Consider the following 22,593-nt stretch of genomic DNA (forward strand, 5'->3'; position numbering starts at 1 on the left):
CCGACATCTGGCAGTCGTGCACGCAGGAGACGCTCGACAAGTGCGCCTCGTACGTGGTGCACCCGCCGCTCGGCAAGTGGATGATCGGCGCCGTCCCAGCTCCGCCGCCGCCAGCCAGTGCCGCGCGATCACCGCCGCGCGGTCGTCGCGGTCGTCGCGGTCGCCGTGCACGGCGGTGAGGGCGGCCGCCACCTGCTCGTGCGCCCGCGCCCGCCACAGCCGCGACCGGCGCGACAACAACGCGTCGGTCACCAGGGCGTGCGCGAACTCGTAGCCGCCCAGCCGGTACGACGACTCCCGGACCAGCCCCGCGCCGAGCGCCGCGTCGAGCGAGGGCAGCAGGTCGCCGACCGTGCCGCCGGCGACCCGGGCCAGGACGACCGCCTCGAACTCGTCGCCCATCACGGCGGCCAGCTCCAGCACGCGGGACGTCTCCTCCCCCAGGCCGGCCACCCGGTGCAGCACGACGTCCAGGACGCTCTGCGGCAGCCCGTCGCCCGCCCGGGCCAGCTCGGCGAGGAAGAACGGGTTCCCGGCGGTGCGCCGGCGCAGCTCCTCGGCCCCATGGCCGCCCGGATCGCGACCGGACAGCTCCTTGACCAGCGCGCGGACCTCCTCGGCGGCGAGCCCGTCCAGCCCGAGCCGGCGCGCGCCGAGCCGGGACAGCGCCGACAGCGTGGCGGTGAGCGCCGACGCCTCGTGCCGGCGGAACGTCGCCACCAGCAGCAGGCCCGGCCGGGCGGTGGCGGCCACGTGGACCAGCAGCCGCAGCGTGGCGTCGTCGGCCGCGTGCAGGTCCTCCAGCACGACGACCGCCGGGCCGACCGCGGCCAGGAACGTGCCGACGGCCTCGAAGAACCGCAGCCGCGCCCCCTGCGCGTCGGACGCCGGGACCGCCTGCGGACCGCCCGACAGGAACGTGACGACCTCACCCGGCAGGGCGGCCTGCGGGGCCGCGGCGGCGAGGTCGCGCAGGACGCGTTCCCAGGGCCACAGAGCGGGCGCGGTCTCGTGGTCGGGGCTCGCCCCCCAGCCGACCGGCACGCCCGCGGTCGCGCGGAACCGCCTCAGCAGGCTCGTCTTGCCGACGCCCGGCTCGCCGTCCACCAGCACGACCTGCCCGGCGGCGGAGGCCGCCGCGGCCGCCTCGGTCAGGAACGCGAGCGCGCTCTCCCGGCCGACGAACACCGGCTGGTCCGGCGCGGGCTCGGCGGCGCCGGGCGCCGCCGCCGTCCCTGCCGCCGCGCGCACCGGCGTCCGCGGCGGAACGGGCGGCGGCGGGGACGGCGGCGGGGTGAACGGCGGGGTGGCGGGACGGCCGGACGGTAACAGCGCGGCGTCCTGGCGCAGCACCGCGGCTTCGAGCGCGCGCAGCCGCGGACCCGGGTCGATGCCCAGTTCCCCGGCGAGCACGTCGCGCACCCCGCGCAGGCATTCGAGGGCCGCCGCCTGGCGTCCGGCGCGGTAGTGGGCCAGCACCAGCAGCTCCCAGGCCCGCTCGCGCAGCGGGTGCTCGCGGACGAACGGGTCCAGCCGCGCGACCACGTCCGTGTGGCGGCCCAGTCCCAGCAGGGCCGCGGCCAGCGCCTCCACCGCGTCCAGCCGTACCTGCTCCAGGCGGCCGATCTCCGGTTGCGCCCACTCCTGGGCGCGCACGTCCGCGTACGGGTCGCCGCGCCACAGGCCGAGCGCCTCGGCGAGGTCGGCCGCCGCCTGCTCGTGTCGTCCCGCGGCCAGGTGGGCGGAGCCGGCCGACACGAGCGTGCCGAAGTCCGCCGTGTCGAGGACGAGACCGCCGGTCATCAGGCCGTAGCCGTCGGCGGCGCTGACCAGGACGGCCGGGGTCGCGCCCGGCCGCCGGTCGGGCTCCAGCCGGCGGCGCAGGTTGGAGACGTACACCTGCAGGCTTCCCTGGACGCTCGGCGGCGGGTCGCCGGCCCACAGCCGGTCGGCCAGCAGGTCGGCGGGGAGCACGCGGTCGGCGTGCATCGCGAGGAGGGCGAGCAGGGCCCGCTGCTTGGGCGGCCCGACCGGTACGGCCTGCCCGCCCACGACGAGTTCCATGGGCCCGAGGAGGTTCAGCCGCACGCGCCCATGGTAGGGGGCGCGTTTCAACCGGTCCAGACGCGACATTCCCGCCGCGGGCCGGCCGGCCCGGAACGGCTTGCCACGCCCGAGTCGGCACGCTTTGCCGGGCCCGGGACGGCAGGCTCTGCCGCGCCCGGGCCGGCTTGGTGGCACCGGCTCAGGCCGGGGCGGGCCGGTCGAGTGCGGCGAGCTTGGCCGGATCGACGACGATGTGGATGCCGGTGATCCGGCCGCCCGCGACGGTGAAGGCGATGGCGGACAGCGGGGTCCCGTCGGCGCGCCAGGACAGGTGGCCGGGGAAGCCGTCCACCAGCACGGGCCACTGCCCGGCGACCTCGCCGGAGAACATGCGGGCTCCGGCGGCGACGGCGGTGGCGCCGAGGGTGACGACCACGCCGCCGGGGGTGTCCACGGTCAGCTTCACGTCCGGGTCGAGGACCCGCAGGAGCGCCTCGAAGTCGCCGCCGAGCGCGGCGGCGCGGAAGGCGTCCACGGCCTCCCGGTGCTCGCGGCCGGGGCCCGCCGCCCGGTCCGTGGACCGGACCTTGCGGCGGGCGCGGCTGGCGATCATCTTGGCGGCGTCGGCGGACCTGCCCAGGATGTGGCCGATGTCGTGGAACGGGACCGCGAACAGGTCGTGCAGGACGAACGCCAGCCGCTCGCTCGGGGTGAGCGAGTCGAGCACCACGAGGAGGGCGAGCCCGACCGAGTCGGCCAGCGCCGCCTGCTCGTCCGGCGTGGGCTCGTCGTCGGGCGTCGCCAGGAGGTCCGTGAACTCCTGGCCGTACGCCGCCTCGGGATGAGTCTGGCGGGATCGCAGCAGGTCCAGGCTGATGCGGCCGACCACGGTGGTCAGCCAGCCCGCCAGGTTGCCGATGGCCGACACGTCCTGGCGGACCAGCCGCATCCAGGCCTCCTGGACCACGTCCTCGGCGTCGGCGTGCGAGCCCAGCACGCGGTAGGCGACGGCGCGCAGCCGGTCGCGCTGGGCCTCGAACGCCTCGGCCACCGGGCCGGACGGGTGCACGCTCACGGCCTGCGCTGCTGACGGAGCGAGATCCGGTTGCCGTCCGGGTCCACCGCCTCGGCGCGGACGCCGAACGGGTAGTCCACGGGCTCGGACTCCTCGAAGGTGACGCCCCGCCCGCGCATGACCTCGAAGTCCTTGCGCAGGTCGTCCGATTCCAGGATCAGCGGGCCCGGCGCGCCGTTCCCGCCCGCGACGCCCGGCTGCCCGGCGGCCGGCGCGTACGACCACAGGAGGATCTGGACCGGGCTGCCGGGCACGCCGACGGTGAGGAAACGGCCGTCGGGCCCCCGGACGTCGATGCGCTTCTCCAGGCCGAGCCCCGCGGTGTAGAACTCCAGCGCGCGGTCCTGGTCGGTGACGTAGACCGTGGTGTACATGATGGTGGTCAGCATCCTGCTCTCGATTCACTCGTGGGTCTGACGACCGTTCGTTCTCGGTCGTCACCCCCATGACGAGCGGCGGCGGGAAAAGGTAACACGGCCGGTCCGGCCCGGCGGATTCGCGGCTTTACGGAACCTGAAAACTCGTTCACGATCACTGCGAGGGGGTGCAGGCTCGATCAGAAGGAGGCCCTATGCGGCCTGGCAGACGATCCTTGGGAGCGGTTGGCCTCACCCTCGGATTCCTCACTCTGGCGTTGTTCATCGCCGCGCTGGCGATCGGCCCGACCGGGCGGACGGCTCTGGCCTCCGTCCCGGCGGCGCACGACGTCGCGCACCCGGCCGTCCCCGCGGCGGCCGTCCCCGGCGCGGCTGTCGCGGCTGTCTCTGGCGCGGCCGACGACGCGCCGCCGACCCGTCCCGGCGGGCTGCGGCCGTGCCCGGTGCCGTTCGCCGCCAACCCGACCGGCTACGCGTCCATCTGCTGGTCCCCCTCCTCCGACGACACGGGCGTCGCCGGGTACGACCTGTACCGCCTGGCCCCGGACGGCTTCGTCCTCGCCGGCAGCACGACCAGCACGATCGGCGGCTTCTCCGGCGAGCTGAACCGCCTGTACACGATGTACGTCGTGGCCAGGGACCTGGCGGGGCACCTCAGCCCGCCGTCCGCCCTGATCACGGTGCCGGCGACGCTCGGGATGACCCCGACCAGCTCGCCGACCCCGCTGCCGGGCGACCACGTGCCCCCGTCCAGGCCCACCGGGCTGCGGGACGCCTGCCCGCAGGACTATCCGGGCGTCACGTTCTGCTGGCAGCCGTCGACCGACAACGTGGCGGTGACGGCGTACGACGTGTACCGGGAGACGGCGACGGCGTACAGCAGGGTCGGCACGGTCCTCCCGCCGAGCCTGAACTTCGCCGAACCCGGCCTGGTCGTCGGGCAGCGTTACACGTACGTCGTGGTGGCCAAGGACGCGGGCGGCAACGTCAGCGTGCCGTCGGACCCGCTGTCCGCGCTGGCCAGGGAGGGGCTGCCGTCGGGCGCGCCGTGCACGGTGACGTACCGGGCCACGACGGGAGGGCCGAGGCTGGACGCCGAGCTCGTCGTGCGCAACACCGGCACTGCCCCGGTCGACGGGTGGACGCTGACGGTCGACTACCCGGCGGCGGCCGCGGTGCGTCTCGTCTCGGGCTGGTCCGCGAACTGGACCCAGGCCGGCGCGGGGGTGGCCGGCGTGAACAAGCAGTGGAACAAGGTCATCGGGGTCGGCTCGCAGACCCAGGTCGGGTTCACCGCCACGTACGGCGGCGGCGCGCCGCCCTCGCCGGTGAGCTTCGCGCTCAACGGGAAGACCTGCGCCACCGGCTGACGTCCCGGCTGTAGCTGCTCGGCGAGGACGACCACGGCGACCACCAGCCCCGCCCCGCCGAGCCCAACCGGGCCAACCGCCGAGCCCGACCGGCCGCCGTGGCGAGCGCGACCGGCCCGGCCCGTCCGACCGGCCCCTCCGACCGGCCCCTCCGAGCGGTCAGGCCCGGGGCGAGCGCGAGCTTTCGGCGGCGGAGGGTGGGGGCCGCCGCTTCAGGCGCGGAGGGCGTCGAGGAGGCGGGACAGCGCCGCCTGGGTGTCGGCCAGCTCGTCCGGGGCGGACTGCGCCAGCCACAGCGCGGCCTCGTTCATCGCCCCGGACAGCAGGCGGGCCAGCGGCGCGACCGGCTGGGCCGGGATGGCGCCGGCCGCGACGAGCGCGGCCAGCGCCTCGGTCAGGTGCCGGACGCTGGTCGCCTCGTCGATCGCCCGCCACTCGTTCCAGCCGAGCACGGCGGGACCGTCGATCAGCATGATCCGCTGCACGTCGGGATCGGCTCCGGCCGCGACGAACGCCGCGCAGCCCGCCTTGAGCTGCGCCCACGGGTCGTCCTCGGCGTCGGCCGCCGCGGCCACCCGGTCGGCCACCTCGCGCTGCACCTGTTCGAGCACGGCCCGGAAGAGGTCGGGCTTGCCCTCGAAGTGGTGGTAGAGGGCGCCTTTGGTGACGCCGGACTCGCCGACGATCTCCGCCAGCCCCACCCCGGCATAGCCCCTGGTCGCGAACAGGCGCCGCGCCGTGGCGAGCAACGTGCGGCGGGTGCGTTCCTTCTGCTCCGTCCTGGTCACTGCGTCCCCTTTGACATACCGACGGTATCCCAAATAGTGTACGCCCACATACCGTTGGTACGTGAAATGAGGAGGAACGCATGGAGCTGAGCAGCGTGTATCCGGTGGTGTGCACGGCCGATCTCGCCGCGTCGAAGGACTTCTACGTCCGGCTGTTCGGATATGAGGTGACCTTCGAGGCCGACTGGTACGTGAGCCTGCGCCATGGGCCGTACGAGCTGGCCCTGCTCGACCACCGCCACCCGACGTTGCCCGCCGCCTACCGCCGTCCGGTCGCGGGGCTGCTGATCAACTTCGAGGTCGCCGACGTCGACGCCGAGTGGGAGCGCCTGGTCGGGCGCGAGGGGCTGACCCCGGAGCTGGCGCTGCGCGACGAGGACTTCGGCCAGCGGCACTTCATCGTCGCCGACCCCAACGGCGTCCTCGTGGACGTGATCACGCCGATCCCGCCCTCGCAGGAGTACGCGTCGCAGTACGCGTCCGAGTGAGACCGGCGCCGGGCGCTGGACCCGTCGTACGCGTACGTGAACCATGGAGGGGTGCGTACGGGCTTCGCCCATGAGGCGACGATCGTCATGGACGCCGACGGCGATGTGCGCGCCCCCGGCGCGGCGATCACCGTGGCGCTGTGCGGGCACTGGGAGCACGAACCGCCCTGCCCGATCGCGGCGCACCACACGACCGCCGACCGGCAGGGCGACGTCGTCCGGGTGCGGGTCCTGTTCGCGGCCGAGGCGGCGGCCGAGGCCGACGTGCGGGCCCGCATCGACGCCGCGCTGGCACGGGGGACGCTCGACGGCCCCGACGGGGTCACCACCCGATGGCGGCTCCTGGACACCCGGCCCGGCCGCCCGCACGCGGCCGAACTGCCGCACCTCGAACGTCTCCGGCGCGGATGAAACCCGCCGAATTACGGCGGCGACCACGGCTCGACGGCCATCCTGATCGGTCCGGACAAGTACGCTGACCGCTGTTTCCCGCGACAGTGAAGGAGCACCGATGACCGCCGATCCGACGATGGCCAGGATCGGCCAAGGGGTGGACTTACACCACCACCAAGGCCGGCCCGAAGCCGCTCGCGAATTGTTCGCGCAGATCTGGGACGACATCGGCGGCGAGCAGGGCGAGCCGCTGCACGTCTGCGTTCTCGCCCACTCGATGGCCGACGTCCAGGACGACGTGCACCAGGAACTGATGTGGGACCTGCGCGCGCTCGCCGCCGCCGACCGGGTCACCGACGAACAGGTGGCACAGGCCGGGATGGCGCTCCCGGTGGTGGCGCTGTACCCGTCGCTGCACCTGAACCTGGGCGAGTGCTACCGCAAGCTGGGCGATCTCGACCGCGCCCGCGACCACCTCGCCCAGGCCCGAACCGGCATCGGCGCACTGGCCGACGACGCCTACGGCCGACTCATCAGGGGCGGCCTCGACCGTCTGGCCGACCGGCTGAACTCCAACAATTCTTCCGTCACCCCACCCACAAAACCCTGACCGAAGTTTCCCACCACCATTTCCCACCGAAGCAATTCCCCGCAAAACCCAGGACCCCTTCGGCGAAATCCTCAACAAGGCCAAAAACAACAAGCTTCAATTCCGAGCGACAACGACACCCACTTACTCGAGACCACCACCCCACCCGAGCGTCTGGGGCCCCAGCGGCCCGGTGGCCCCGGCGGTCCGATGGCAAGGGCTCGGGGAGTCCGGAGAGTCCGGGCGGCCCGGAGCAGTCAGAACGGGAGCGGACACTCCCGGAGCGGGCACCAGGAACCAGGGACCGGGGCCCGAGCCAGGAAGCAAAGGCCGGGGACCAAGGGCCGGCCCGGAGACCAGAAGTTGGGGAGCTGAGAGCTGAGGCCAGGGAGCTGAGAGCTGGGAGGCGAAGGCCGGGAAGCTGGAAGCTGGACTCCCTTTCATGCCTTCAAACCGCCGGGCGGGTCGAAGGTGTGCGCGGCCAGGGCAGCCAGACCGGGCGCGCCAACGTCAGGCCCGGCAGGGGCAGCAGGGGGCACTCCAGCCAGACGCACCTCCACCAGCTCCCGGCAGAGCGACCGCCCCTCCATCCGACAAGCCCGGACGGCGACGAACAGCCCCGCCCCCAACAAAACCAGAGCCGCACGGCCGACTCGGACGACAATGGCCAGGGCCCCCGGGCGCGCCGATCGGGAATGAGCAGAGCCGCCCTGCCAGCTCGGACGACGACGAACAAGGCTGCCCTGCCAGCTCGGACGGCAACGAGCGAGGCCGTCGTGGCCACCCGCCCGCGAAACGGCCCCCAAACCGCCCACCAGACCACGTGCTGGACCGAACGCCGTGCTGCCCGCCAGACAGACCGTCACTCTGCCCGCCAGACCGGCCGCGCGAAGTCGGCCAGCCCGGCGGCGACCGAGCGCCAGGGCGATCGGGCGGTACGGCGGGGCAGGGCGGGGACGTTGGGCGGCGTGGCGACCGTATGACGCGGCGGGGATGTCAGGGTCGGCCGGTACGGCCCGGCGATGCGGCCCGACCGAGTGAGGTGCGGTGCGGCCCGACCGAGTGAGGTGGGGTGCGGCCCGGCGGAGTGAGGTGGGGTGCGGGTGGTGTGGTCAGGCTGAGTGTTGCCGGGTTCGACAGCGACGTCGATGAGCCGTTGCCGGGGCGCGCCTGACCTTGGCGTGCTGAGTCCTGTAGAGGAGGCGGCCATGCCTCCGAGCTGGCCTTCAGTGGGTTGCAGCACGGCGGGCACCTGACCAGGCTTCGAGGGAACGCCACCCCCACAGAACCAGCGCTCTTCCACGGGCCGGGATCACGAATTCGCCGCCCGGAGATCAGCCACTACACAGGGTCACAGAATCCCCTGGAGTTTGACCGGAAAACCTTACGGGACGTCATTCACGCTGACGGCCAACTCCATCCCGGAAAGCACTCGACAAAGCGATCATGCGGATTATGCTTCATCGCGCAATTTGTACGTATTTGCCGCCAATCGCGGTGGGTTTTACGGGGAGATACCATGACCGACGACGTGAAAGGCCCGGGGGCCGGCACACGCGTTCACGAGGCCATATCCATCCAAACCAAGAAAAGCCCCGACAGCATCGCCGTCATAGCCGGCACCACCCGCCTCACCTACGCCGACCTGGACCGCAGGGCCAACGGCATCGCCCACACGCTGCTCGACCGCGGCATCGACCGCGGCCACCACGTCGGCGTCTGCCTGGAACAGGGCGAATGGCTGCTCCCTGCGCTCCTGGGCGTGTGGAAGGCGGGCGCGGCCTACGTGCCGCTCGACCCCGCCTACCCCGCCGAGCGCTTACGTTTCATGGCCGCGAACGCCGAGGTCACCGCCGTGCTCTCCGCGACGGCGCTGGCCGCGACGGCCGCCCGCACCGGGGCGGAGGTCGTCCACGTCGACGACGTCGCGCCGCGCGGGGACGCGCCCGGCGTCGCGGGAGACGCCGCCGACGCCGCGTACGTGATCTACACCTCCGGCTCCACCGGGACGCCCAAGGGCGTGGTCGTCGAGCACCGCAACACCATGAACTTCCTGGCCTGGGGCGCGTCGGCGTACGGCGCCGAGGAGCTGGGCGGCATGCTGGCCAGCGCGTCGATCTGCTTCGACGCCTCGATCATGCTGCTGTTCGTCCCGCTCGTCGCCGGCGGCACGGTGATCATGGCGGAGAACCTGCTGGCGCTGCCGTCCCTGCCCGCCCGCGACGAGGTGACGACGGTCTTCGGCGTCCCGTCCGCGCTGTCGGTGCTGCTGCGCGACCCGCTGCCGGCCGGGGTGCGGACGGTGGTGTCGGGCGGCGAGCCGCTGACCGCCGCGCTGATCCGCCAGATCTACGCCAACCCGAACGTCCGGCGCGTCCTCAACATGTACGGCCCGACGGAGTGCAGCACCGCCTGCACCTTCTTCGAGGCGGGACGCGACTTCGACGGCGAGCCGCCCCTCGGCGAGCCGCTGGCCGGCGCCGTGCTGTCGGTGCGCGACGCGCAGGGCCTGCCCGTCCGGGACGGTGAGCTGGGCGAGTTGTGGATCGGCGGCCCCGTGGTGGCCCGCGGATACCTGGGGGTGGACTCCCCCGCGTTCGGCTCCGGCCCGGACGGCGTCCGCGTCTACCGCAGCGGCGACCTGGTCCGCCGGGTGGACGGCGAGCTGCGCTACGCGGGCCGGGCCGACGACCAGGTCAAGATCTGCGGCATCCGGGTCGAGCTCGGCGAGGTGGAGGCCGTACTGGACGCCCACCCCGCGGTGCGGCGGGCCGTGGTGCTCGCGCAGACCGGCGACGACGGGGCCGCCCACCTGGTCGGCCACGTCGCCGCGACCGGGGTGAGCGAGCCCGAGCTGCGCGAGTGGCTGGGCGACCGGCTGCCCGGACACCTGGTCCCGGCCCGGATCGGGATCAGCGAGAGCCTGCCGCTGGCCCCCACCGGCAAGGTGGACCGCGCGGCCCTGCCCAGGCTCGGCTCCACGCGGCTGGTCGCCGCCGCGCCGGTCGCGCCGCGGACCGACGACGAGCGCCTGGTGGCCGACGTCATCGCCGAGGTGCTCGGCCTCGACGGGATCGGCGTGCTGGACCGCTTCGCCGACCTGGGCGGACACTCCCTGGCCGCGGTCAAGGTGGTGAACGAGCTGTCGCGCCGGCTGGGGCACACCGTGCCGCCGGCGGCGTTCCTGACCGAGCCCACGGCGGCGGGGCTGGCGTCCCGGCTGCGCGAGACCGTCCAGGAGCCGGTGCGGCGGGACGGCGGCCGGAGCACGTACCCGCTGACCGGCATGCAGCGCGAGTTCTGGACCCTGCGGCAGCTCCATCCGGGCAAGCCGGTCACCACCGTGTCGGTCCGGCTGCGGGTGAGCGGCCTGCGGGACGCCGCGCCGCTGCGGGCGGCGCTGGACGCCGTCGTGGCCCGGCACGAGGTGCTGCGCAGCACCGTCGCCGTGGGCGAGGACGGCGTGCCGTACGCCGTGACGCATCCGCCGGTGCCGGTGCCGTTCGCCGAGCACGGCCCCGAGGCCGACCCGGAGCGGGTGGCCAGGCGCGCGGGCGCGTACGTGTTCGACGTGGCGGACGAGGTGCCGCTGGTCCGGGCCGAGCTGTGCTGGACCGGCGAGGCGGCGGCCGAGCTCGTGGTCGTGACCGATCACCTCGCCTTCGACGGCGGCTCGGTCGGCATCCTGATGGACGAGCTGGCCGCCGGGCTGGCCGGACGGCCGGTGGCCGGGCCCGCCGTCCAGGTCGGCGACGTGGCCGTGCGCGAGCAGGAGGGGCATCCGGAGCTGCCGCGGCTGCGCGAGTTCTGGCAGCGGGAGCTGTCGGGCGCGCCGGTGACGCCTCCGGCGCCCGCCGACCTGACGGCGGCGCGGGTGACCAGGCCGCTGCCGGAGGAGTTCGTGGCCGGCGTGTCCGCCCTGGCCAGGCGGTGCGGCGCGACCCCGTTCGCGGTCTACCTGGCCGGGCTCGCCCTGGCCGGCGCCGAACCGGACACGCTGATCGGCGCGGTCGCGGCGCGCCGCGCCGGCGCCGAGCTCGCCGGGGTCGTCGGCCCGCTGGTCGACACGGTGCCGGTACGGCTGCGGACCGGCGACGCCGCGACCTTCCGCGACCTGGTGCGCCAGGCCGCGGACGCCACCACGCGGGCGCTGATCCACCAGGAGATCCTGCCCGCCGAGCTGCCCCGCGCCGCCGTGCTGCTGGCCATGCAGCACAGCGAGGTCCCCGTGCGCGTGGACGGTCTGGAACTGCTCACCGAGCTCGGTTCGGGAGCCGCCGGGCACGAGCTCAGCGTGCTGGTCAACCGCACCGCGTCCGGCGGCGAGCTGCACCTGGAGTACGCCACCGCCCTGCTCGGCCGGGACCGCGCCGAGGCGTACGTGGACCGCCTGATCGCCCTGCTCCGGCACGCCATGACGGACCCCGGCCGCGAACTGGAGCTCGTCACCCCGGACGAGCGGGCCGCGCTGCTGGCGCTGGCCGCCGGGCCGGACCTGCCGGAACCGCTGCCGACCGTGCCGCGGTCGATCGCGGCCCACACCACGGGGACGGCCGTGGTCGGCCCCGACGGCACGTCGCTGAGCTTCGCCGACCTGAACGACTGGGCCGACCGGGCGGCGGCGGCGCTGCTGGAGCACGGCGTGGCGCCCGGGGACGTCGTCGGCGTCTGCCTGCCGCGCGACCACCTGATGCCCGCCGTCCTGCTGGCCGTGTGGCGGGCGGGCGCGGCGTACCTGCCGATGGATCCCGAGCACCCGGCCGAGCGCCTGCGCCTGCTGGCCGAGGACGCCGGGGCCGGCGTCGTGCTCGCCAGGGGCGGCGTGCCGGGGCTCGACGTCCTGGACCTCGACCGGCTGGAGCTCGACGGCCGCGCCGAGCTGCCCGAGGTCCGGCCCGGCGACCTGGCGTACGTGATGTACACCTCCGGCTCGACCGGCACGCCCAAGGGCGTCGAGGTCACCCACGCGAACCTGGCCGCCCTGGTGGCGGGCACGGCGGCCGCGCTGCGCCTGGGCCCGGACGACGTGCAGCCGGCCGTGGCGCCGCTGACGTTCGACGCCGCGGCCTCCGAGCTGTGGACGGTCCTGACCTGCGGCGGGACCAGCGTGGTGGTGGACAGGGCCACCGCAGGGACGGTCACGCGCTGGCCGAGGCCGCCGCCAAGGCCACGGTGCTCGACCTGGTGCCGACGGCGTACCGGATGCTGATCGAGGCCGGCTGGACGGGCGACGCGGAGCTGCGCGCGGTCACCGGCGGCGAGGCGCTGGACCCGGGCCTGGCCGCGGAGATCCTGGCGCGGGCCGGCGAGCTGTGGAACGCCTACGGCCCCACCGAGGCCACCGTCACCTCGACCATGCACCGCGTGTCCGCCGGCGAGCCCGGCCCGGTGCCGATCGGCTCGCCGATGCCCGGCGAGCGGGCCTACGTCGTCGACTCGCGGCTGCGGCTGCTGCCGCCGGGCGCGGTGGGCGAACTGCTGCTCGGCGGCGCGGGCGTGGCCCGGGGATACCGGAACCGTCCGGGCCTGTCCGGATTCGTGGAGGATCCCTTCGTCCCCGGCGGCAGGTGCTACCGGACGGGGGACCTCGCGCACTGGCGGCCCGACGGGACGCTGGAGTTCCACGGCCGCCGCGACCACCAGGTGAAGGTCCGCGGCTACCGCATCGAACTGGGCGAGGTCGAGGCCGTCCTGCACGAGGTGGCCCAGGGCGCGGTGACCGTGTCCGGCACGGGCGCCCAGGCCCACCTGGTCGGCTACGTCACGCCCGAGACGGCCGACCCCGCGGCGATGGAGCGACATCTGCGCGCACGGCTGCCCGACCACATGGTGCCGCGGCGGTGGGTGGCGCTGGCCGCGCTGCCCACCCTGTCCAGCGGCAAGGTGGACCGGGACGCCCTGCCCGAGCCCGGTGACGGCCCGCAGGCCGAACGGGTCCCGCCCGCCTCCGACGCCGAGATCATGGTCGCCTCGATCTGGGCGGCGGTGCTCGGCCGTCCGGCCGTCTGGGCCGACGACGACTTCTTCGCCCTGGGCGGCAGCTCCTTCGCCGCCACCCGCGTGGCCGGACGGCTCCGCGAGGTCCTGCAGCTCGCCGTGCCGGTGCGGCTGCTCTTCGACCGTCCGGTGCTCGCCGACTTCGCCGCCGCCCTGGAAGAGCTGCTGCTCGCCGACCTGACGGACGGGGTGGAGGCATGACCGACGTGCAGCGGGACCGGGTCGCCGACCTGCTCCGTTCCCGGCTCGCGGCGGCGCGGGCCGCGGCCGAGACCCTTGAGGAAGCCGCTCCGGCGGGCATTCCGGCGCTGTCGGCCGCGGACATGCCGCTGTCCCCGCTCCAGGAGCGGCTGTGGTTCCTGGCCCAGCTGGAGCCGGACTCCCCCGCCTACAACGTGCCGCAGGCGCTGCGGCTGCGCGGGCCGGTGGACCTCGACGCCCTCACCGGCGCGCTGGCCGACGTGGGTGAGCGGCACTGGGTGCTGCGCGGCGTCGTCGAGGGCCGGCGGGTGCGGCCGGCCGCCGGCGTGCCCGTCAGCGTGGTGGAGGTGACCCCCGAGTCGCTGGAGCGGGAGCTGCGGGCCGAGGCCTGGCGGCCCTTCCGGCTGGACGCCGAGCCGCCCATGCGTGCCACGGTGTTCCGGCTCGGTGCCGACGACCACGTGCTCGTGCTGGTCCTGCACCACATCGTGACCGACGCCTGGTCGGAGCAGGTGCTGCTGCGCGACCTGTCGGCGCTGTACGCGGCCCGGCTCGGCGCCGGCCCCCGTCCGGAGCCGCCGGCCCTGCAGTACGCCGACGTCGCCGCCTGGGAGGCCGGCCAGAACGCGCACGACACGGCCGGCGAGACCGACCTGGACTGGTGGACGCGGCGGCTGACCGGGCTGGCCCCGGTGCTCGACCTGCCCACCGACCGGCCCCGTCCCGCCGTGCCGGCCTGGAGCGGGCGCACGGTCGGGTTCGAGGTGCACGGGGAGCTGGCGGCCAAGGTGCGGGCCACCGCCGGGACGACGCCGTTCATGGTCTTCCTGGCCGGGTTGCAGGCGCTGCTGGGCCGGCTGGCCGGCAGCGACGACATCGCGGTGGGCGTCCCGCACGCCGGGCGGCACCATCCCGGCACCGAGGGCGTGGTGGGCTGCTTCCTCAACACCCTGGTGCTGCGTACCGACGTCGGCGGCGACCCCACCGGGCGCGAGCTGCTGGCCCGGGCCCGCACCACCGCGCTGGACGCCTTCGCCCACAGCCGCACGCCGTTCGAGCGGATCGTGGAGCGGTTGCAGCCGGAGCGGAACCTGTCGGTCACCCCGCTGTTCCAGGTGATGCTGAACGTGTACGACAGCGTCACCCCGATGAGCCTGCCCGGGGTCGAGGTCGCGACCGAGCGGCTGACGTCGCCGACGGCCAAGTTCGACCTCAACCTGACGCTGGAGAATCGCGGGGACGGGTTCGACGGCGTGCTCGAATTCCGCACGGACCTGTTCGACGAGGCGACCGTCCGCAGACTGGTGGACTGGTACCTCGCCCTGCTCGGCGGGATGTTGTCCGACCTGGACGCGCCGGTCGGCGCGGTGCCTCTGGAGCCGGTGACCGGGCCCGCCCTGGCCGGTCCCGCGCCCGTGGGCGCGCCCGGCGAGGCCGTCCACCACCTGATCGAACAGTGGGTGGACGCCACCCCGGACGCGCCCGCCGTGGTCGGCGCGGATCGCAGCCTGTCCTATGCCGAGCTGGAGTCCTCCGCCAACCGCATCGCGCACTGGCTGCTCCAAGCCGGGGTCCGCGCTGACCAGCCCGTCGGCGTGCTGCTGGAACCCGGCGCCTCCCTGGCGTGCACGCTGTTCGGCATCCAGAAATCGGGCGGCGGATATCTGCCGATGGACCCGACCTATCCGGCGGCGCGGATCGCGACCATGCTCGACGCCGCCGGAGTCCGCGCCGTGGTCACGGTGTCGGAGTTCACCGACCGCCTTGGCCCGGAGGTGCGGGTCCTGGAACTGGACCGACTGCCCGACCTGCCCGCCGAGCGGCCCCGCGTGGAGGTCCGGCCCGAGCACCTGCATCACGTCATCTTCACCTCCGGCTCCACGGGGACGCCCAAGGCGGTCGCCGCCGAACACCGCAACGTGCTCAGCTACCTCACCGGAATGCTTCCCCGCATCGACGTCCCCGGCGGCTCGTTCGCCGTGGTCTCCACACCGGCGGCCGACTTCGGCCTCACCTGCGTCTTCGGCGCGCTCACCACCGGCGGAACCGTCCACCTGCTCCCCCGCGAGATCGCGATGGACCCCACCGCCTTCGCCGACTACCTCACCCACCACCACGTGGACGTCGTCAAATGCGTCCCCAGCCACCTCGAACTCCTGGCCTCCGGCGGGAACCTGACCACCGTCCTACCCGGCAAACTGCTCATCCTCGCCGGCGAAGCCTGCCCCTGGGACCTCGTCGAACGAGCCCGCAACGCCAAACCCAGCCTGCGCATCCAGAGCCACTACGGCCACACCGAATCCACCATGATCTGCCTGGTCTGCGAGACCGACCAGATCCCCGCGGAACGCCGGACCGGGATCGTCCCGCTGGGCCGTCCTCTGCCGGGTGTCCACGGCCATCTGGTGGACTCGCGGCTGCGGCCGGTCCCGCCGGGTGTCCCGGGTGAGCTGGTCGTGGGGGGTCCCGGCATCACCCGCGGCTACATCGGGCTGCCGGACCTGACCGCCGAACGGTTCGTCCCGGACCCGCTCACCGGCGACGGGCGCTGCTACCGCAGCGGCGACCTGCTCCGCCTCACCACCGACGGACACATCGAGTTCCGCGGCCGAGTCGACGACCAGGTCAAAGTACGCGGCTACCGCGTCGAACTCGGCGAAGTCGTCACCGCCCTGCGAGCCCTACCCCAGATCAGCGAAGCCGTCGTCCTCCCCATCGGCGAGGGCAAGGCCAGGCAACTGGCCGCCTGGGTCACCCCGGCAGCCCTGGACATCCCGGCGGTCCGCTCGGCACTGCGCGAACGGCTGCCCGACTACATGGTCCCCGCCCACATCGTCACCCTCGACCACCTCCCCCTCAACCCCAACGGCAAGATCGACCGAGCCGCCCTGCCCGAACCGCAGCAGGAGGCGGTGGTCTTCGTGCCGCCGAGCACGGCCGCCGAGCGACTGGTGGCCCAGGCGTGGGCCGAAGTGCTCGACGTGGACCAGGTGGGGGCGAACGACGACTTCTTCACGCTGGGCGGGCACTCCTTCGCCGCCACCCGGGTGGCGGGCCGCCTGCGCGAGCAGCTCGGCATCGCCGTACCGGTGCGGCTGCTCTTCGAGCACTCCGTGCTCGCCGACCTGGCCGCCGCGCTCCCCCGCCCCGCCTCGGCGGCGGTGACGCGACGCGAGCGCGTGGAGGGCCCGGCGCCGCTGTCCGGCGCCCAGGCCAGGCTCTGGTTCCTGGCCCAGCTGGAGCCGGACGGCACGGCCTACAACGTCCCGATGACCCTGCGGCTGCGCGGGACGCTGCAGGCGGACGCGCTGCTGGGCGCGGTCAGGGACCTGGCCGAGCGGCACGAGGTGCTGCGCAGCGTGATCGTCGCCACCGGCGCCGAACCTGTCCTGGAGGTACGGCCGGCCGCGGAGGTGCCGGTGACCACCGTGACCATCGACCGTTCCCAGGTCGACCGGGCGGTGGCCGAGCAGCTGGCCACGCCGTTCGCGCTGGACCGGGAGCCGCCGATGCGGGCGGTGCTGTTCGTGGTCGGCGACGCGGAGCACGTGCTCTCCCTCACCTTCCACCACATCGCCACGGACGCCTGGACGCGTGGCCTCCTGCAGTCCGAGCTGTCGGCGCTGTACGCCGCCCGGCTGGGACTGCGCCCGCCGCCGGGCCCGCCGCCCGCCCAGTACGCGGAGGTGGCGCCCGTCCCGGCCCTGACCGACCTCGACTGGTGGGCGGAACGGCTGCGGGGGCTGCCGCCCGTGCTCGACCTGCCGACGGATCGTCCTCGGCCCGCGGTGGCCGACCCGGCGGGGGCGTCGCTGGAGGTCGAGCTGCCGGCGGAGCTGGCGGCCAAGGTACGGTCGGCGCCTGGCATGACGCCGTTCATGGTGCTGCTGGCCGGGTTGCAGGCGCTGCTCGCGCGGCTGTCGGCGGTCCACGACATCGCGGTCGGCGTGCCGGTCAGCGGACGGGACCATCCCGACACCGAGGGCGTGGTGGGCTGCTTCATCAACACCGTCGTGGTCCGCACCGACCTGGGCGGCGACCCGACCGGCCGGGAGCTGCTGGACCGGGTCAAGGAGGCCGCCCTGGGGGCGCTCGCCCACGCGGGAGCGCCGTTCGACCGGGTGGTGGACCGGCTGCGGCCGGAACGCAACCTGGCCGCCACCCCGCTGTTCCAGGTGATGCTCAACTACATCCCCGACCAGGGACGTCCCGAGCTGCCCGGCCTGGAGGCGACCTCCATCGAGCTCCCCGAGCGGACGGCGAAGTTCGACCTGGACCTGTACGTGCTCGACAGCGGCCCCGGGTCGCCTCTGCGCGGCGGCTTCGGCTACCGCACGGACCTGTTCGACGAGGCGACCGTCCGCAGACTGGTGGACTGGTACCTCGCCCTGCTGGACGGGATGTTGTCCGACCTGGACACGCCGGTCGGCGCGGTGCCGCTGGAGCCCGTGACCGGGCCCGCCCTGGCCGGTCCCGCGCCCGTGGACGCGCCCGGCCAGGCCGTCCACCACCTGATCGAACAGTGGGTGGACGCCACCCCGGACGCGCCCGCCGTGGTCGGCGCGGACCGCAGCCTCACCTACGCCGAACTGGAAACCTCCGCCAACCGCATCGCACACTGGCTGCTCCAAGCCGGGGTCCGCGCTGACCAGCCCGTCGGCGTGCTGCTGGAACCCGGCGCCTCCCTGGCGTGCACGCTGTTCGGCATCCAGAAATCGGGCGGCGGATATCTGCCGATGGACCCCACGTATCCGGCGGCACGCATCGCGACCATGCTCGACGCCGCCGGAGTCCGCGCCGTGATCACGGCGTCCGAGTTCACCGACCGCCTTGGCCCGCACGTGCGGGTCCTGGAACTGGACCGACTGCCCGACCTCCCGGAGACCAGGCCGGAGAGCGCGGTGCGACCAGAACACCTGCACCACGTCATCTTCACCTCCGGCTCCACCGGCACCCCCAAGGCCGTCGCCGCCGAACACCGCAACGTCCTGAGCTACCTCACCGGAATGCTCCCCCGCATCGACGTCCCCGGCGGCTCCTTCGCCGTGGTCTCCACACCGGCGGCCGACTTCGGCCTCACCTGCGTCTTCGGCGCGCTGACCACCGGCGGAACCGTCCACCTGCTGCCCCGCGAGATCGCGATGGACCCCACCGCGTTCGCCGACTACCTCACCCACCACCACGTGGACGTCGTCAAATGCGTCCCCAGCCACCTGGAACTCCTGGCCTCCGGCGGCGACCTGACCGCCGTCCTGCCCGGCAAACTGCTCATCCTCGCCGGCGAAGCCTGCCCCTGGGACCTCGTCGAACGAGCCCGCAACGCCAAACCCGGCCTGCGCATCCAGAGCCACTACGGCCACACCGAATCCACCATGATCTGCCTGGTCTGCGACACCGACCAGATCCCGGCCGAGCAGCGAAAGGGGATCGTCCCGCTGGGCACGCCGCTGCCCGGCGTCCACGGGCACCTCGTCGACGCCCGGCTGCGGCCGGTCCCGCCCGGCGTGCCGGGTGAGCTGATCGTCGGCGGCCCGGGGGTGACCCGCGGCTACATCGGCCTGCCCGACCTGACCGCCGAACGGTTCGTCCCGGACCCGCTCACCAGCGACGGGCGTTGCTACCGCAGCGGCGACCTGCTCCGACTCACCACCGACGGACAGATCGAGTTCCGCGGCCGAGTCGACGACCAGGTCAAAGTCCGCGGCTACCGCGTCGAACTCGGCGAAGTCGTCACCGCCCTGCGAGCCCTACCCCAGATCAGCGAAGCCGTCGTCCTCCCCATCGGTGAAGGCAAGGCCAGGCAGCTGGCCGCCTGGGTCACCCCGGCAGCCCTGGACATCCCGGCGGTCCGCTCGGCACTGCGCGAACGGCTGCCCGACTACATGGTCCCCGCCCACATCGTCACCCTCGACCACCTCCCCCTCAACCCCAACGGCAAGATCGACCGAGCCGCCCTCCCCGAGCCCAAGCCCGAAGCCACCGCCTTCGTGCCGCCCGGCACGGCGGCCGAGCGGCTGGTGGCCGAGGCATGGGCGAAGGTGCTCGGCGTGGCCGAGATCGGCGCCCACGACGACTTCTTCGCGCTGGGCGGCGACTCCTTCGCCGCCGTCCGCGCGGTCAAGGAGATCGGCCGCGGCCTGCGCGTGATCGACCTGTTCACCCGGCCGACCGTCGCCCAGCTGGCCGCCTTCCTCGGCCAGGAGGGCGGCGCGGGGCTGCTGCACCGGCTGGGCGGGGGCCCGGCCAGCGAGTTCACCCTGCTCTGCGTGCCGTACGGCGGCGGTTCCGCGGCGGTGTACCAGCCGCTGGCGGCCGCGCTCGGGGACCGGGTGGAGGTGCTCTCGGTCGAGCTGCCCGGCCACGACCCCGCCAGGCCAGACGAGCTGCCGCTGCCCCTGGAGGAGCTCGTCGAGGCGTTGTCCGCCGAAGTGGCGAAGTCGTCGATCAGCCGTCCGGTGGCGGTGTACGGCCACTGCGTCGGCTCCGCGCCGGCCGTGGCGCTGGCCCGCAGGCTGGAGGCCGACGGCGTGCCGGTGCTGGGCGTGATCGCGGCGGGCAGTCTCCCGTCCGCCCGGCTGCCCGGCCTGGCCAGGAAGCTGTTCCGCGGCGACCGCCTGGTCTCCGACCGGCTGTTCCGCGACGCGCTGCGGGCGTCGGGCGGCCTGCTCGACGACATGGACGAGGCCGCCAAGGCGACCGCGGTGCGCGCCATGCGCCACGACTCCACGCAGGCGCAGGAGTGGTTCACCCGGGAGCTGGCCGCCGACGGCCCGCGGCTGGCCGCGCCGATCCTGTGCCTGGTGGGCGAGCGGGACCGCGCCACCCAGCTGCACGAGGAGCGCTACGCCGAATGGGGCGCCTTCGCGTCGAGGGTGGGGCACGCCGTGCTGCCCAGGGCCGGTCACTACTTCCTGCGCCATCAGGCCGAGCCGCTGGCCGCCCTGGTGTTCGGCCAGCTACGGCGCTGGTCGGACGGTGAGCTGCCGGATCCGGTGCGCGCGCCTGACCGGACCGGCCTGCGTTCCTTCTACACCGTCGCCGGCGGCCAGTTCGCGTCGGCGGTGGGCAACGCGCTCAGCGCCTTCGCGCTGGGCATCTGGGCCTACCAGCGCAGCGGCGAGATCCTGGACCTCGCGCTGGTGACGATGCTGGCGCAGATCCCGGCCGTGCTGCTCACCCCGCTGGGCGGCGCGCTGGCCGACCGGGTGGACCGGCGGCGGATCATGCTCGCCTGCGACGCCCTGTCCGGCCTGGCGATGGGGGCGCTGGTGCTGCTGATGGCGACCGGCCGGCTGGAGTTGTGGAACGTCTGTCTCGTCGTCGCCGTCACCTCGATGGTCACGGCGTTCCATCAGCCCGCTTACCTGGCGGCGATCGCGCAGCTGGTGCCCAAGCCGTACCTGCCGCAGGCCAACGCCATGGCCAACCTGGGGTTCGGCGCGGGCAACGTGGTGGCCCCGCTCGCGGGCGGGGCGCTGATCGGCCTGTTCGGACTGTCGGCCGTGATCTCCATCGACGTGGCCACCTTCGCGATCGGCGTGGGCACGCTGCTCGCGGTCAGGTTCCCGAACCGGCTGTTCCACCGGCGGGAGGAGAGCTTCCGGGCGGCGCTGAGCGGCGGATGGCGCTTCATCCGCCGGCGGCGTCCGCTGCTGGTGATGGCGGTCTTCTTCGCGGTGGTCAACTTCTGCACCGCGCTGATGTGGGTGCTCGTCACCCCGATCGTGTTGTCCATCGGCAGCTCGGCCGACCTGGGCGTGGTGACGGCCGCCGGAGGTCTCGGCGTGGCGGTGGGCACGGGCGTGATCCTGGTGTGGGGCGGCAGCCGCCGCCGGGCGACCGGCATGATCGCCTTCGTGATCGGCTCCGGGGTCGGTGTCGTGCTGATGGGCGCGTGGCCGGTCGTGGGGCTGGTCGCGGTGGGCCTGTTCGTCCGGCTGGCCTGCATGAGCATCGGCAACGCGCACTGGTTGTCGGTCATCCAGACGAAGGTGGGGCCGGACCTGCAGGGACGGGTGCTGGCGGTGAACGTCATGCTGGCCACGGCCATGCAGCCGCTGGGCTTCCTGTCGGCCGGGCCGCTGGCCGAATGGGCCGAACCACTGACCTCCCGGCCGGGCGGCGGCGCCGCGGCGGTGCTGCTGGCCAGCGGCGTCCTGCTGGTGATCTGGGGCCTGCTCGGGCTGCGTCACCGGCCGCTGCACCACATCGAGGACCTCATCCCCGACGCGGCGCCGCCCTCGGAGGCCGCCGCCGACCTGAACGCGATCCAGGAGAAGGTGCTGAACGGATGATCTTGGTTTCCGCGTCCGACGTGCGGGCCGCCGCGGCCCGCATCGCCCCGTTCGTCCGGCGCACGCCGCTGCTGCGGCTGCCCGGCGAACGCCTGTGGCTCAAGCCGGAGAACCGGCAGCCCACCGCCTCGTTCAAGGTGCGCGGCGCCGCGAACGCGGTGACCCGGCTGGCCGGTCAGGGCGTCACGCACGTCGTGGCCCAGTCCTCGGGCAACCACGCCCAGGCCATCGCCTACGCCGCCGCCCGGCACGGCCTGCGGGCCACCGTCGTCCTGCCGGACACCGCGCCGGAGCTCAAGGTGGAGGCCGCCCGCGGGCTCGGCGCCGAGGTGGTCATCGTGCCGCCGGCGCTGCGCGAGATCACCTGCCTGGCGCTGGCCGACCATCTCGGCGCGACCGTCGTGCGTTCCGACGACTTCGACGTGATCGCCGGGCACGGCAGCACCGGGGCGGAGATCGTCCTCGACCTTCCTGAGGCGGGCACGATCCTGGTGCCCGTCTGCAACGGCGGCCTGCTGGCCGGCGTCGCGGTGGCGGCCAAGGCCGCCGATCCCGCGATCACCGTGATCGGCGTCGAGCCCGAGCTCGCCGCCGACGGCGCGGCCAGCTTCCGCAGCGGCAGCCGGACGGCCTGGCCGGTGGAGCTGACCTACCGCACCCGGGCCGACGGGTTGCGCGGCCCCGTGCTGGGCGAGCTGGCCTGGGAGCACATCCGGCGGCACGTGGACGACATGCTGACCGTCCGCGAGGACGACATCGACGCCGCCGCCGACCTGCTGTGGGACCGGCTGGGCGAGCGCGCCGAGCCCAGCGGGGCCGTGACCACCGCCGCCTACCTGGCCCATCAGGCGCTTCTGCCCGACGGGCCGGTCGTGGCGATCGTCTCCGGCGGCAACGTGGCGCCCGCCCTCCAGCCGGCGGCCCGGCAGGCGGAGTGACGCCGCCCTCGCGTCCCATGGTGTTCAGCACCCATGG

At 74.2% G+C, this 22,593-nt stretch carries 12 protein-coding genes; 8 read left to right on the forward strand and 4 right to left on the reverse strand.

Annotated elements, in window-relative coordinates:
• The 3 genes from ABT158_RS32580 to ABT158_RS32590 all read right to left on the reverse strand — a co-directional run.
• The coding region (locus ABT158_RS32580; protein ID WP_352360000.1) for an ATP-binding protein at window positions 1-2,088 on the reverse strand (2,088 nt) is incomplete at its 3' end.
• 157 nt (window positions 2,089-2,245) lie between these two features.
• Window positions 2,246-3,121 carry a sigma-70 family RNA polymerase sigma factor gene (locus ABT158_RS32585; RefSeq protein ID WP_352360002.1) on the reverse strand — a complete coding sequence of 292 codons (876 nt, stop codon included), beginning with the start codon at window positions 3,119-3,121 and terminating at the stop codon, window positions 2,246-2,248.
• The gene (locus ABT158_RS32590) at window positions 3,118-3,510 is read right to left on the reverse strand and encodes a VOC family protein (RefSeq protein WP_352360004.1); all 393 of its coding nucleotides are present in this window, start codon (window positions 3,508-3,510) and stop codon (window positions 3,118-3,120) included. Before ABT158_RS32590 ends, ABT158_RS32585 begins: the two co-directional genes overlap by 4 nt.
• A 203-nt stretch (window positions 3,511-3,713) precedes the next feature.
• Here ABT158_RS32590 and ABT158_RS32595 point away from each other — a divergent pair, with 203 nt between their 5' ends.
• Window positions 3,714-4,868, forward strand: a complete 1,155-nt coding sequence (locus ABT158_RS32595) for a cellulose binding domain-containing protein (protein WP_352360006.1) — start codon at window positions 3,714-3,716, stop codon at window positions 4,866-4,868.
• A 212-nt stretch (window positions 4,869-5,080) separates the two neighbouring features.
• Here the strand turns inward: ABT158_RS32595 and ABT158_RS32600 are convergent, their stop codons facing one another.
• Complete coding sequence (locus ABT158_RS32600) at window positions 5,081-5,656, reverse strand: TetR family C-terminal domain-containing protein (protein ID WP_352360008.1); 576 nt, start codon at window positions 5,654-5,656, stop codon at window positions 5,081-5,083.
• A gap of 80 nt (window positions 5,657-5,736) precedes the next feature.
• Between ABT158_RS32600 and ABT158_RS32605 the strand changes: the two genes are divergently transcribed.
• From ABT158_RS32605 to ABT158_RS32635, 7 genes are all read left to right on the forward strand, one after another.
• Window positions 5,737-6,144 (forward strand): VOC family protein, encoded by a 408-nt coding sequence (locus ABT158_RS32605; RefSeq protein WP_352360010.1) that lies wholly within the window; start codon window positions 5,737-5,739, stop codon window positions 6,142-6,144.
• A 51-nt stretch (window positions 6,145-6,195) separates the two neighbouring features.
• Entirely contained in the window at window positions 6,196-6,555 is a 360-nt protein-coding gene (locus tag ABT158_RS32610; RefSeq protein ID WP_352360012.1) for a hypothetical protein, read from the forward strand.
• Between the two features lie 100 nt (window positions 6,556-6,655).
• A complete protein-coding gene (locus ABT158_RS32615; RefSeq protein WP_352360014.1) occupies window positions 6,656-7,147 on the forward strand; it encodes a tetratricopeptide repeat protein in 492 nt (163 codons plus the stop codon).
• Window positions 7,148-8,645: 1,498 nt separating this feature from the next.
• Window positions 8,646-12,335 carry a non-ribosomal peptide synthetase gene (locus ABT158_RS32620; RefSeq protein WP_352360016.1) on the forward strand — a complete coding sequence of 1,230 codons (3,690 nt, stop codon included), beginning with the start codon at window positions 8,646-8,648 and terminating at the stop codon, window positions 12,333-12,335.
• Window positions 12,311-13,324: a non-ribosomal peptide synthetase gene (locus ABT158_RS32625; protein ID WP_352360382.1), complete on the forward strand. Its 1,014-nt coding sequence runs from the start codon at window positions 12,311-12,313 to the stop codon at window positions 13,322-13,324. Before ABT158_RS32620 ends, ABT158_RS32625 begins: the two co-directional genes overlap by 25 nt.
• Window positions 13,321-21,618 carry a non-ribosomal peptide synthetase/MFS transporter gene (locus ABT158_RS32630; RefSeq protein ID WP_352360018.1) on the forward strand — a complete coding sequence of 2,766 codons (8,298 nt, stop codon included), beginning with the start codon at window positions 13,321-13,323 and terminating at the stop codon, window positions 21,616-21,618. The genes ABT158_RS32625 and ABT158_RS32630 overlap by 4 nt, the downstream gene beginning before the upstream one ends.
• Entirely contained in the window at window positions 21,615-22,556 is a 942-nt protein-coding gene (locus ABT158_RS32635; RefSeq protein ID WP_352360020.1) for a threonine ammonia-lyase, read from the forward strand. The genes ABT158_RS32630 and ABT158_RS32635 overlap by 4 nt, the downstream gene beginning before the upstream one ends.
• Window positions 22,557-22,593: the final 37 nt, after the last annotated feature.

It is taken from the genome of Nonomuraea sp. NPDC001636 (assembly GCF_040298265.1).
Taxonomy (GTDB): Bacteria; Actinomycetota; Actinomycetes; order Streptosporangiales; family Streptosporangiaceae; genus Nonomuraea.